This window comes from Pseudoalteromonas luteoviolacea DSM 6061, from assembly GCF_001625655.1.
In the GTDB taxonomy this organism is placed as follows: domain Bacteria; phylum Pseudomonadota; class Gammaproteobacteria; order Enterobacterales; family Alteromonadaceae; genus Pseudoalteromonas; species Pseudoalteromonas luteoviolacea.
The window spans coordinates 185,927-198,554 of record NZ_AUYB01000098.1 but is presented as its reverse complement, the minus strand read 5'-3'; the positions used below and the strand labels follow the sequence as shown (position 1 = coordinate 198,554).

Below are 12,628 nucleotides of genomic sequence, written 5' to 3'. Positions count from 1 at the left end.
ATTTAGTTGCGCAGAACAACTTTCCGTTTAATGCGACTAAGGGGGAGCGAGTATTTAAATATAAAGATGAGCCATTATCGAGTGTGACTTTCTCGATTTTTTGAGTTGTATCATCAAAAGAATACAGTTCACTGCTAGAACCGTAAAAATAGATTTTTCCCTTGTACTCAATGAAACTGGAAGGCCCAAATGACTGATTTCCTGCGGAATAATTGGCTACCATTCTTGCTTGGCCTACTTTTTTATCATAGACCCAAAGTTCAGTGCCATGTTCAAGATCTCGACCAGGAAAATATAACTTTCCATTGTAAACGATACTACTTTCACTTGTTGAAAAGTCGACTTGATTTTCTACATAGACGGGCTTGTTTGCAAACACTTTTGTGCTCACCATAAACAGAAAAACAACCGCATATTAGATAACAATACTTAAGCATTGACATATTTTCCTCCTGTAAAGATAGGTCTTGTGCAAAAGAGCGAATTCAATTTGATAATAGAAAGCCGTCCAAGTTATGGTTATTACAAATAGTTACACAAGGGAGATTGGTGCTAATGCTAGGATGTTGTGAGGTTATCAATTATTGATAAAGAGAAACTAGCAGTAATGAGTTGGTAGCTTAGTTCGCAAGCTCAAGTACATCGACGTACAGCTTAAAGTTGGTAAACTGTACATTGATGTAACAGAGATTTTAAGGGTTAGGAATCACTGTAATAGCTTAAGTAGGGCGGACTTATACAGTGCTTTGTTATCTAAAATATTTTCAAATTTAGCGCGTATTATAAGCCCCTCTATGAATGTCATGATCATCTCAGGTTTGTGTTGTGTTTGATCTGGCTCTTTCCCTATTGCTCTAGACACTAAGTTTAATAACCAGCACTTGTGATCTAAAGCAATTCGACTAATGTTTTCATCTCGATTTTTAAACTCGGCTAGGGCATTCATAAACATACACCCTTCAAAATGCGGGGTTGAAAACCACTCGAAGTGCCAATCTATAATAGAAATTAATTTTTCTTGGTGTGTTTCGATTTTACTTATGGCTTGTTCAAGTGATTCTTGGAATCTCAAGTGTCGCCTATTTAGTACCGCCTCTACCAAGCCGTTTTTATCGCCAAAGTGCCTGTAAATGGTTGTTTTTGATACTTTTGCTTCATCTCTAATCAAATCTACACCCACTGATGTGTATCCATTTCGATTAAAAAGGTCTTCAGCTACATCCAAAATATGTTGTTCTACTTTCATCTAATATCCTAAAAAATTGCTTGCGCGAAAGTGTACAGATCTGTACCTTTCATGAGGTGTACAGATCTGTACATTAATGATAGCACATTAACGATGAACTATAACGCCTCGTGACGCATGAGGTGTAGGAGAAACGCTATGAGCAAATTTTCTGGAGGAGGAGCTTTACCGCCAAAGGTTAAGTTCATTGAATTACTTAGAGGGTTTACTGGAGGGGTTGTTGGAATTTGGGGGTTGTTCTTTATTTCTAGCTTAACTCAATACCCGTTATTAATGGCGCCATTTGGCGCAACATGTGTAATTTTATTTGCTGCGTCAGCCTCACCGTTAGCTCAACCTCGCAACGTAATTGGTGGTCACTTTATTTCAGCGCTAATAGGGCTTGTGGCATTTCTGGTATTTGGAGACGCACCATGGGTGATGGCTGTTTCGGTTGGCTTGGCTATTTCAGCGATGCAGTTTTTCAGGGTTGTTCACCCTCCTGCAGGTGCAAACCCCATAGTGATTATTCTTGCGGGAAGTTACCACTTTGATTTTCTTATTTTCCCTGTCTTGTTCGGTAGTTTGTTTTTAGTGGGGATAGCTTCGCTAATAAACAATATAGGAATTGGGAAGAAGTGGCCTATTTACTGGTATGGATCTTCTACCAAGCAGCAATAAATAATCTCGTATAAGGAAATATTTGAAATGCCAATTTTAACGGTTAATACCAATCAAGCATTATTGCCTGCGATTAAAGAAAAACTCGCAGTATCACTGAGTGTATTGACGCAAACTTATCTCGAAAAACGTCCAGATTTGATCAATGTTGTTATCTATGAAAATAACGGAGATTGGTACAGTCATGGAAAACCAAGCGAAGACTTTCAGTTTTACTTAAAGATTGTAATTACTGAAGGTACAAATTCAGAGTCACAAAAAGCGGCATGGCTCAAACATACTTGGCTCTTATTTGAAGAAATTTTTATAAATGTAAAGAACCTCCCAAATTACATCAGTATTGAAGAGCAACCTTCAATCAACTGGGGATACAACGGACAATCACAAGCATCACGGCTGAAAAAACAAGGAGAATAAAATGAAGTTTAATTCACCACCTGAAACAAATGACCGCATCATAAAACTCGGTTTTACATCTGACATCGAAATCTCTGATGAGATTGAATTTAGTCCATACCAACGAGGGTTGAGAGAGGGGGTCGATATCGCTGTATTATTTGATGAAACCAAAGTAAGCCCGACTGGAGCAGATTGCGCATTTTTGCGCTATGAAGCTGGTGCATATGTACCAGGACACGTTCATATGGGGTATGAAACAGTACTTGTATTGCAGGGTGACTATATTGAAAACGGCCAAACTTTTACACCCGGTTCTTTTATTGTCCGTGCTCCGGGCACCTGCCACAGTATGGCGTCGGAAAATGGTTGTTTGATCTTAGCCTCTAGATATAAACCGGTTAAGCAGTTGACGGAGAGTACATAGAATGGAAATCGTCACGGCGAATTATGTTGCAAATCTAGTCAAGAGTAATAGTACGGTAATACCAGGTGGATTTGGGTGCTGTGGGCACCCAGATTTATATACTGAGGCATTGTATCAAAGGTATAAGAATGAGTTTTTACCTAAAGATCTTACCTTATTCTTTGCTTCAGGTGCAGGTGATAAAAGTGGTAAAGGTCTAGATAAACTATCGGCCAATGGATTAGTGAAAAAAGCTATTGGCGGGTTTTGGGGGTTTTGTCCTGAATTAGCATTAAAAGCTAAAACTGGACAAATTGAAGGGCACAATTGGCCAATGGGTGTCATTAGTCATCTATTTCGTGATATAGCAAGAGGCGCTGCGGGCCACACAACTCATATAGGTTTGGGCAGTTATATAGATCCAAGCATTGATGGAGGTGGAATTCACACAAGTGTGGATTCAATGGTTTCGAAAGTCGAGCTTGGGGGGCAAGAACTGCTTTTTTATCCTAGTTTAAAAATTGACTTTGCGCTGTTACGCGGAACCAAAGCCGATAAAAAAGGCAATATTTGTATGAGTGAAGAAGTGGCTTATCACGATGCTTTACAACAAGCCATGGCTGCAAAAAATAGTGGTGGGAAAGTGGCGGTTCAAGTTAAAGAAATTGTCGAAAAGTTACCATGTAGAGATGTTCAAATTCCAGCTCACCTAGTTGATTTTGTTACACTCAATGAAGAAGAGGGAACACACCCATCGAGCTATGGTGAGTTAATAAAAGAACCGGCTATAAAAACAATCAGCAAAGCAAAAGAGCTCATTGTATCCAGAGCTTTAGCTGAACTGCCAAAGCAAAAATCATGTGTGAATTTAGGCATTGGTATCCCGGCATTACTTGGTAAACATATTAGTGAAAAAAATAGAGCAAACAGCATTAGTGTTGAATCAGGTGTCTTTAATGGAGAACCCAAATATGATTTGTCATTTGGAGCTGCTTTAGACCCAGATGCAATAATTGGTCAGTCTGACTTATTTGCATTCTACGATGGAGGCGGAGTTGATATTGCTTTCCTCGGCTTTGCTGAGATTGATGCCAAGGGCTGCGTAAATGCTAGCTTGCTAGGTGAGAGAATAAATGGCGTTGGCGGGTTCATTAATATTGCGCAATCAGCAAAGAAATTAGTGTTTTGTGGAACACTTACAACGGGTTCTTTACATGCAGAAACAAATAACAACCAACTATGTATTCTAAATGAAGGGACGATTAAAAAGTTTGTAAAACAAGCACAGCAAATAACGATAGATTTAACTCACCCAGTGTATCGCGATAAAGAGATTGTCATCGTTACGGAAAGAGCTGTTTTCTCCTTTAAAAATAATCACCTTGAGCTTGTTGAAATAGCAAACGGATTTAGTGAGCAAGATATACAAAGCTACATCGAATACCCAATTTATAGCAGCTCATCACTCACAACAATAAATATTTAGCAGGGATACCATGAACTCTACACTAGCAATCATCGGCGGCGGAGCATCAAGCATTGCATTTATTGATGCATTTATAGAAAAACATCAATCAAACTCACCTGACTTAATAAAAATAACGGTGTTTGAAAAGTCCAAAGACTTGGGCCCAGGAAACGCATATCAAGGTGACGCTCAGTCAAACCTATTAAATACCAAAGCTGGTTATATCACCGTTTTTAAAGATAAACCAGGAGATTTTTTTGAATGGTTAAACCTGTATAGATATCGCTGGCAGCCTCTATATCCAAATTTAGAGATCAGTGAGCACACGTATGCCCCTCGACCTTTATTCGGTATGTATATGGCTAATGCGTTTGACAGAATTGTAAAAAAAGCATTCATGAAAAACATCATAGTAAAAGTGATAAGAAGCGAAGTTATTCAATTAAAAGAGAGAGCTGACCAACTCTCTGTGACATTAAAAACAGCAACGCAAAAAAATTACGAATTTGATAGTGTCGTTATCGCTTGTGGTACTTTATCTAAGTCGCCATTTTCACCACCAATAAGTTCGAAAGTGCATCATACGCCTTATCCAATTTCAACATTATGCAATACGGTTGAAAAAGACGATAACGTAGCCATAATTGGCGCAAGATTAAGCGCAATTGATGCTGTAGTAGGCCTAATTGAAAATGGCCATACTGGAAAAATAACTCTTTACTCAAGAAGCCACCTTTTCCCATTTGTTCGTGGAACTCAAGGACGATATAAAAATACATTCTTGTCAGCGAAGTACATTAGTGAGCGCTATACATCTTTAACACTGGCAGATCTTGCTGAATTATTTAACAAGGAAATTAATTTGTATCATCAAACGCACCCTGATGAAAGCAAAGAGAACATCGTATTTCCACCACCTCCGATTAAAGATCTTAGTGAGTTTCTATCAACTGAAATGAACAAAGCTAATATGAATAGAGGCTGGCAAGCTGTTCTGTATGATACAAACGCAATTTTGGCATTAGTTTGGGAGATGCTTGTCATTGAAGATAAAGAATTATTTATCACCAGCATGATGTCAGCCGCAATGTCTATGCGAGTATCGATACCACGTGAGAATGCTTTGAAAATTAAAAGCTATTTAGACAATGGCCAACTAGAGTACATTGGCGGCGAAACCCAAATAAATACGTGTTCGGATAATACTTTATCTGTGACATCTCCTGAGGGCACTTCTGCTGTAGACTCTATAATTTACGCTGTAGGCAGTCCAAGAGACATCTATCTATCAGATTCTGAATTACTTCGTCATATGGTAGATAGTGGGCTTGCAAAACCTCACAAATTTGGCGGGATTGATGTGTGCACTGAAACATACGCTTTGTTAAGTAAAGATGAAGTCATTAGCCCTTCAGTTTATGCAATTGGTGAGGTTACTCATGGCTGTTTTCTATTCACTAGTGCGCTAGATATCATTGTTAGACACGCGAATAATTGCGCGCAGACCATTCATAGCAAGTTGATAAAACAAGTTGCGCCATTATTAGAAGCCTAAATTAATAAATACAACTAAGGAGAGCGTAAATGCTGGACACGTTTAACCCAATTTCACGGGTTTTGATGGGACCCGGACCATCAAATGTTTCACCAAGAGTACTTGGCGCTTTGGCTAAGCCTACCATTGGTCATTTAGATCCACAGTTTATTCAACTAATGGATGAGATTAAGTCTCTATTGCAGTATGCGTTCGCAACTGAGAATGAATTTACCATCGCATTATCTGCTCCTGGCTCAGCCGGAATGGAAGCGTGTATAGTCAATTTAATCGAACCCGAAGATAAGGTCATTGTATGTGTAAACGGTGTCTTTGGTGGCAGATTAAAAGAAAATATTGAGCGGGTTGGCGCTCAAGCCATCGTTATAGAAGATAATTGGGGAGACCCTGTCTCATTAGAAAAGGTAGCGTCTGCATTTTCCTCAAACTCAAATATTAAAGCACTTGCTTTTGTTCATGCTGAAACATCAACAGGTGTCTGCTCTGATGCCAAAGCACTGTGTGAGATTGCTAAAAACAATGGCGCGATAACCATTGTCGATGCTGTAACATCATTAGGTGGGAGCGAATTAAAGATCGATGAATGGGGTATTGATGCTGTTTACTCTGGGTCTCAAAAATGTATGTCATGTGTGCCGGGTTTATCACCAGTTAGCTTTAGCCAAACAGCAGTCGAGACCCTTAAGACACGAAAATCAAAGGTGCAAAGTTGGTTTTTAGATCAATCTTTAGTTATGGATTACTGGTCTGGAGATGGTAAACGTAGCTACCACCATACCGCTCCTATTAATTCTTTATATGCCTTGCATGAAGCATTACTCATTCTTAAAGAAGAAGGGCTAGAGAATGCTTGGGCTAGGCATATGAGGTTACATCAACGCCTTAAAAGTGGAATTGAAGAATTGGGAATAGACTTTCTTGTTGATGAGCCTTATCGATTGCCCCAGCTTAACTCGTTGGTCATTCCCAAGGGAGTTGACGATGTACAAGCTAGAAAATACCTTCTGGACACCTATAACCTAGAAGTTGGCGCTGGTTTAGGAAAATTGGCAGGCAAGACTTGGAGAATAGGGCTGATGGGGGCGACAGCTAATGAACAAAATATTGCTTTGTTATTGTCTGCATTAAAAGACGTTATAAGATAAAATCGCTGATTCACATGCCCAGATGAGTCTTACCAAAGAAAGTATAATATGCAGTTACTTTCTTTTTTTAGTCTACAATACAAAACATTGTAGTACTTCGTGACTACCATTGATATGTTGAAACCCCGAGTTAAAACTACTTGGGGTGAAATATATATAGGGTTAGGGTGGCAAGTATATAGCGAATCAAATGATAAGATTGCAAGACACCCAGGAAGTATTAGAGGTTATAAATCGCTTATTCTAACTCATCCAAATAGTAAGAATGCATTAATTCTCCTTACTAATTCAAGTAATACTCCACGGTGGGAAATTGCAAAACCTATTACAAAGATATTAAAACAAAATAATGAGTGGCAATAAAAGGGCTCATTCAGAGTGGCCAAGCGTTTATGTGCTAGTTAGCACCTTTGGTAAACAATGGAGGTTAGTTCAATGTTAAAAGTAATTTTTTTGGTGTTAGTATGTTTAGCCTTTCAATCAACCGCGCAAGCTAAGACCTGTAATACAGTAGAATCAATAGCCTGGCTTGTTGGTGATTGGCATTCTGAGAACAGTAAACTTAAAATCAATGAATCGTGGAAACGAGTAAGTAACAAGACCTTTGAAGGATATGGTTCTACGTACTCCGTGCAAAAGAGTCGAATAGTAAGTTCTGAAACTTTGCGATTGGTTGAAATGTCCGGAGAGGTATTTTATTTTGCGAAAGTTGCCAGCAATGAACTACCAGTCGCTTTCAAATTAACAAGTTGCTCAGATAAAACAGCAATGTTTGTAAATTCAAAGCATGATTTTCCTAAAAAAATTAAATATCAATTAACTGAAGATAAGAATATGCATGTATTTGTTTCAGGAGAAAAGGGTAAAGGCTTCTCCATTAAATTTACGAACAAAAAAGATAATAGCTAAGATTCAAGGAGAGGAGATTATAAAGTACTCATCTTGCAATAGAGTTTACTGCTAAATATTAGATGTTTGGATACAAACCTACAATTTGTAGAGGCCTTTGCTGAAGTTATAATACAAAAAAATGTTAACCTAAGTCCCTTCAAATGGCGTAAAGCCGCTCTAATTGAAGGCCTAATTTTAGGTTGTTAATTACTACTTTAATTTTGGCCTGCAAGCCAATCTGCTTGTAGCAAATCCATACCATCAAGTATTCTATGCTCGCCAGGGTATGTGTGGGCTGCTTTAATAGCTATCGTGCCAATAACCATATAACTGAAATAATTGCTGCCGATAAATAACACTTAAAAACTGGATAAGACTTACACTTTGCCATTACCCCAATTATTACTACAAAATTCAACAAGCTAATCAACGCGAGCACAAGGTGATGTTCAGAATAGATAGTTGCTGAACGATATATTTCACCGCCATGATATATCATTGCTTCTGAACCAAATTTGTAGTTGTTTAGAACTTCTGGGTTTTGAGTTATAGCTATAGTCCAATATTCAGAAAAGCTAATTCCGAATACAATACTTAGCAAAATAATCAGCGGTAGCACAGGGTAGTAGCGGCTTAAGTTGATCATAAATTTAATCTTCCTTACTGGCGACATATAAAATTTCAAAGTTAATATCTGCATACAGTTCGCCCTTGCGAAAAGTAAACTTCTCAAACCATATCGACTTTATTTCATATTTGTGTTGTTTTAGGGTTTTATCTATTAGACGGTACTCTGAAGTAGACCTTATTGCATTTTTGAATTGCTCTTTTAAGGGGGATAGAGCTGGATTGTGCAAATTACCTGAGGATTTTAATGCTACTTCTAGTTCACTGGGAATGTGATCTTCATAATACTTAACCACTTCACCAATAAAACTCTCCTCACCGAAACAACACAATAGCCGCACACTATGTAAACCACCTTCACTTTCATTTAAAAGTAGATTATTTAAGCTAATCGGGCTGGCAATATAGTACTGTACATAATACGAGCTAGAGCCCGAACCTATAAGCTTCGATTCATTGGCACATAAACTGCTTGAAAATAGTAGGAAAAAGCTAACTAACCTAAGCATTTTAAGCCTCATTTAAAATATGCTCTTTGTTGGTGTTTTACCGATTAAAATTACGCCAAAGGATAACAAAAATAAAGACACCCAATTTCCCTATTCAATTCACTGCAACAAATTAATCATTACAACCCCAAATTGGCCTTTCAATACTCTTTACGATTTTTTCAGTTTCTTCCTCTGTCATTTCGGAATGCATATCTGCAGATGCTCCAATTCCACCTTTAGCAGCGTCTGACCCAAATGAAGATATTTTGTAGCCATCAGAAGTAGATTCATAAATATAGCCTCGATCCCAGGCATCAAGTGGTATTTCGGAAGCATACTTTGGGGCAAGGACTTGGAGAGATTTTGGTAGCAAATTATTTTCTAAGCTGTATAACTTAACTGCCTCAGACAAAATTGTAATATCTACAGAGGTCTTGTATACAACTGCTGTATGGTAGCCACACCTTCCTGAGTAAATAATCGAAAATAAAAACCAAAAAGTGAATATAAAGAATCCTATCAGTAGTACTTTCATGAGTACGTGTTACTCCTAGTCAAAAGCCAACGGTACAATAATTAGGGTCCCCTTAACTGAACATGAAGTGATTGAACAAACCCATATATCACTTCGATTGTTATCAACCCAGATAGGCCACTTTATGAAGAGGCACAATACGACAACTTACCGCCAAGTATTAAGCATATTGGTAAACTTAGGACTAAATTGGATGAAACAAGAGAAATGCAAGCCGCATCAAAAGAGTTCAGTTTTGAGTCGCTCCTTGAGGAATTAGACGATGGCTGAGCATGAATTGGATGCATCTTTGCTACAACATGGGCTTAGATTATTTGTAGAAACTATGGGGCTGGATGATGCAGTAAAAGCCCTAATTGAATAGCAGGGCAACTTGTTTTTTATTCCCGATAAGCCAACGCCTAATCACGAGTTTTGCAAGCGGTTTAGCGTTGACATGGCAAGGGCGTTATCTCACCATGCTGGTAGTACTTACCAAATACCAAAGTTGGACAAGATTTTAATCCAGCTAAGAAACATTAAGATAAGACAGGAGTTTAAGCAGGGCGCTTCAGTCCAAAATTTAGTAAGACGCTATAAGTTGACCAGACAAATGACCAACTTAATAGTGACCTCCGAATCCGATGGCGCACCGATAGTAGTTGGCGATGCGCACAAGCAGATGGAGTTGAAGTTGTAGGTTTGTGATCAGCCTTCGTTGTTAGGTGTGGGGGCTGGTTTCAATGATTCTTACTTGAGTATGGCTTTCGTGAAGGCAAATTGTTCGTATATTCCCTAACACTCAAAAATAAAGGCTATCTTTAGCAAGCTGCTCTTGCAGCACTTCTAGAGAGCCATAAGATTTCGTTTCAGGATAAGGCAATATTTCTTTCTTGCGAGACCAAGTTAAATGAACAATATAAAACTTACTATCAAAAACGACTAAAACATCGTCACTATCTTCTCGCTTTGCGAGTATTTTAAAGCTTTTACCATACAAATTATGACCAACAGGTAATTCGGTTATCATCTCGGTCAACAGTGCTGCTTCATGTTCAGAATTGTAGTCTTCAATATCGCTCCAAGGTTCAGAGTACATAGTTCTCCATGGGAATATAACGCTTGTTACGGGGCAATTAATGGTTGGCCATACTTGCGCGAAGCGCCAAACCAAATTAGTCCATGCGTTGATGCGTTTGTTAGGTATACATGTTACCTGGACGAAAATGGATTCATTCTTGCCTGTAATAACAATAATTTATTTATTAAGCGCTTTGGAATAATTACAAATATAAAGCCAATTACAGGAAAAATTAAAGTAAAAAGAAAAGCATTCAATTTAATGTCGAAGTCTGTTGTATCAACGCCGTTATAATTAAGTACTCCATCTGGATCTAGCATTAGTTGGCCAAATGAATAGGACATAAACCCACCTAGAACTAAAAACCAACAACCAATAAACCGATAACCTAGTCTTTTTCTTTTTAACTTTGAGAAAGCTTTATTCTTTATTTTCCTGACCAATTTTCGCCTCGATTATATGTATACCTAACGCTTAGCTTTGCGGCTGTTTTGGAGCGCAGCGGAAAAACAGTCCAACAACAGCGCCTTGTTAACTGCTTGAACCATTTATCACCACTCTCTTGTGGCGATAACATCTTCAATATCCACATCTGAAAATCCGTAAGACCGGACAATAAACTCAAAGCTTTCAGCCATGTCTTCGCGTGCAGCAGTCTCAAGCTCGCTATCATTCTCCTCGAACTCTTCTTCTAACTCATTGATACGCTCAGTTGAAGCATGAGTGAGCGAAAGTAATTCTGAGGAAGACGTTGGATTTTGGCTTTCAATGCTTTCGCAGAGCTCGACAAGGATGGCCTTAATTTTATCTACCAAGAAATTTGGGAAATAGTCATCTTCATACATCTCTGATAAAAATGTATATCCTTTTATTTTCTTATTAGATATTGGCACAGTGCCTCCTTTTGATTGCAGTTGACAATTTAATATCGACCCCATTGGTCGTTTTTCTACCGAGCCATGGATCATTTTTCTCATTGTACCAGTTTTATCACAATAACTAACTTGTTGCTAAAGATATATTTTTAATCATTGTAGAAATTATGGAAAGGATAAAAACGACCCAATGGGTCGTTTTCTTGACTATAGAAGAAACACAAGTCAACTGGTCATAAGATCAGTGCTTTAAAGATAATATTCTAATGGCCGCCATTCTTTGAGGCATTCGACTAAATACATTTTGGGGCAAGGAATGAGTTAGCCAAATATCCAATTTGGCGCATTGCCAAACTTTGCAATCAAAAAACTAGGGCTGCGACTGCCAAATTTTTACTTTAGCCTAATATATCGGCTTTACTTCAAAGCACCGTAAAACATTTTACACCTAACTTCCGACTCTCAATTTGCCAGACTAGCCATGTGATCAACCACGTGTGGAAATGGCGTGGAATAAGGCCTTTGAAGTGTATGGCGTTCATGCTCTTAACATAATAAATTCCGCCGTTATCAGATCTATTCCTAATTAATCTAACACCCATATTATGTTAAATTCGATTTTATTAAAAAGTAAAAGGATACATTACCCAACTCAGAAAGAGAGTGGCTGAATATTTTTCCTGAGTGGATAAATTAAAACAGGGTTTTACTCCTCAGAATTATTTTTGGTAAAACTAGTAGTAAAATTTACCAATAAACTAACCTTGAACTTTTGATTTGCTCGGCTTAACCTAACACTAAGCGCAACTGAAAGCGGTAAAGTATAGGCTAGTACTTTTGAAAGTGAATAGAAGAGAGTTTATAAAGGCATGCCATGCACTAGGCTTAACTTTACCTTTACAGCCATTTTTAAGTGCTTGTTCTGGTATAGAAAGCTTCTCTAAAAATGAAAGTGCTGATGACCCTGTTATTATAATAGGTGCTGGGGTTGCTGGACTTGTTTCGGGTTACTTATTGAAACAGCAGGGGGTTTCTTTCAAAATTCTTGAAGCATCTTCTAACTATGGTGGCAGGTGTAACGCGCGTTTTGAAACTGGATAAAAAGACACTAGAAACTGGACTTAGTTAAACTACGTTTAGAGGCTCATATCTTTAGTATCATTTTCACTTGCTGTCAGTTATGAGCCAATAACGGCCGTTGGTTGAATGCTTCTCATCAATAAAACTAGCTCAATGTTAAGCATGTCAAATTTCAAAATTCTTTGGTTCATAC

16 protein-coding genes are annotated in these 12,628 nt (G+C 38.1%); 9 read left to right on the top strand and 7 right to left on the bottom strand.

The genetic code is table 11. The annotated features are described in order from the left end of the window. Together N475_RS09685 and N475_RS09680 are read right to left on the bottom strand one after the other, a co-directional pair. Window positions 1-379, bottom strand: a 379-nt coding sequence (locus N475_RS09685) for a hypothetical protein (protein WP_211270611.1), incomplete at its 3' end; no start/stop codon positions are given. 327 nt (window positions 380-706) lie between these two features. Next, window positions 707-1,246, bottom strand: a complete 540-nt coding sequence (locus N475_RS09680) for a TetR/AcrR family transcriptional regulator (RefSeq protein WP_063365165.1) — start codon at window positions 1,244-1,246, stop codon at window positions 707-709. A gap of 138 nt (window positions 1,247-1,384) precedes the next feature. On the opposite strand from N475_RS09680, the gene N475_RS09675 reads away from it, so the two are divergent. The 7 genes from N475_RS09675 to N475_RS09645 all read left to right on the top strand — a co-directional run bounded on the left by N475_RS09675 (window position 1,385) and on the right by N475_RS09645 (window position 7,785). Then, window positions 1,385-1,906, top strand: a complete 522-nt coding sequence (locus N475_RS09675) for an HPP family protein (RefSeq protein ID WP_063365164.1) — start codon at window positions 1,385-1,387, stop codon at window positions 1,904-1,906. A gap of 27 nt (window positions 1,907-1,933) precedes the next feature. After that, a complete protein-coding gene (locus N475_RS09670; protein ID WP_063365163.1) occupies window positions 1,934-2,323 on the top strand; it encodes a tautomerase family protein in 390 nt (129 codons plus the stop codon). 1 nt (window position 2,324) lies between these two features. Further along, the gene (locus N475_RS09665) at window positions 2,325-2,729 is read left to right on the top strand and encodes a cupin domain-containing protein (protein ID WP_081215967.1); all 405 of its coding nucleotides are present in this window, start codon (window positions 2,325-2,327) and stop codon (window positions 2,727-2,729) included. A gap of 1 nt (window position 2,730) precedes the next feature. After that, window positions 2,731-4,194, top strand: a complete 1,464-nt coding sequence (locus N475_RS09660) for a malonate decarboxylase subunit alpha (protein ID WP_063365162.1) — start codon at window positions 2,731-2,733, stop codon at window positions 4,192-4,194. 10 nt (window positions 4,195-4,204) lie between these two features. Continuing rightward, window positions 4,205-5,731, top strand: a complete 1,527-nt coding sequence (locus N475_RS09655) for an FAD/NAD(P)-binding protein (protein WP_063357649.1) — start codon at window positions 4,205-4,207, stop codon at window positions 5,729-5,731. Between the two features lie 29 nt (window positions 5,732-5,760). Continuing rightward, on the top strand, window positions 5,761-6,876 hold the full coding sequence (locus N475_RS09650) for a pyridoxal-phosphate-dependent aminotransferase family protein (RefSeq protein WP_063365161.1): 1,116 nt from the start codon (window positions 5,761-5,763) through the stop codon (window positions 6,874-6,876). A 435-nt stretch (window positions 6,877-7,311) separates the two neighbouring features. Beyond that, a complete protein-coding gene (locus tag N475_RS09645; protein WP_063357646.1) occupies window positions 7,312-7,785 on the top strand; it encodes a DUF6265 family protein in 474 nt (157 codons plus the stop codon). Between the two features lie 289 nt (window positions 7,786-8,074). On the opposite strand, the gene N475_RS09640 is transcribed toward N475_RS09645, so the two are convergent. The 3 genes from N475_RS09640 to N475_RS09630 form a co-directional block, all read right to left on the bottom strand. Then, window positions 8,075-8,413 (bottom strand): hypothetical protein, encoded by a 339-nt coding sequence (locus N475_RS09640; protein ID WP_063357645.1) that lies wholly within the window; start codon window positions 8,411-8,413, stop codon window positions 8,075-8,077. Between the two features lie 4 nt (window positions 8,414-8,417). Next, window positions 8,418-8,903 carry a hypothetical protein gene (locus tag N475_RS09635; protein ID WP_155732561.1) on the bottom strand — a complete coding sequence of 162 codons (486 nt, stop codon included), beginning with the start codon at window positions 8,901-8,903 and terminating at the stop codon, window positions 8,418-8,420. Between the two features lie 112 nt (window positions 8,904-9,015). Beyond that, window positions 9,016-9,420, bottom strand: coding sequence for a type II secretion system protein GspG (locus tag N475_RS09630; protein ID WP_063365159.1), 405 nt, complete (start codon window positions 9,418-9,420; stop codon window positions 9,016-9,018). A gap of 373 nt (window positions 9,421-9,793) precedes the next feature. Here N475_RS09630 and N475_RS09625 point away from each other — a divergent pair, with 373 nt between their 5' ends. Then, on the top strand, window positions 9,794-10,099 hold the full coding sequence (locus N475_RS09625) for a Mor transcription activator family protein (RefSeq protein ID WP_155732560.1): 306 nt from the start codon (window positions 9,794-9,796) through the stop codon (window positions 10,097-10,099). A gap of 102 nt (window positions 10,100-10,201) precedes the next feature. On the opposite strand, the gene N475_RS09620 is transcribed toward N475_RS09625, so the two are convergent. Further along, the gene (locus tag N475_RS09620) at window positions 10,202-10,498 is read right to left on the bottom strand and encodes a hypothetical protein (protein WP_063365157.1); all 297 of its coding nucleotides are present in this window, start codon (window positions 10,496-10,498) and stop codon (window positions 10,202-10,204) included. Window positions 10,499-11,031: 533 nt separating this feature from the next. Then, window positions 11,032-11,457 carry a DUF5713 family protein gene (locus N475_RS09610; RefSeq protein ID WP_227008411.1) on the bottom strand — a complete coding sequence of 142 codons (426 nt, stop codon included), beginning with the start codon at window positions 11,455-11,457 and terminating at the stop codon, window positions 11,032-11,034. Window positions 11,458-12,198: 741 nt separating this feature from the next. Here N475_RS09610 and N475_RS09605 point away from each other — a divergent pair. Next, the gene (locus tag N475_RS09605; protein WP_227008422.1) at window positions 12,199-12,456 is read left to right on the top strand and encodes an NAD(P)-binding protein; all 258 of its coding nucleotides are present in this window, start codon (window positions 12,199-12,201) and stop codon (window positions 12,454-12,456) included. Window positions 12,457-12,628 lie beyond the last annotated feature (172 nt).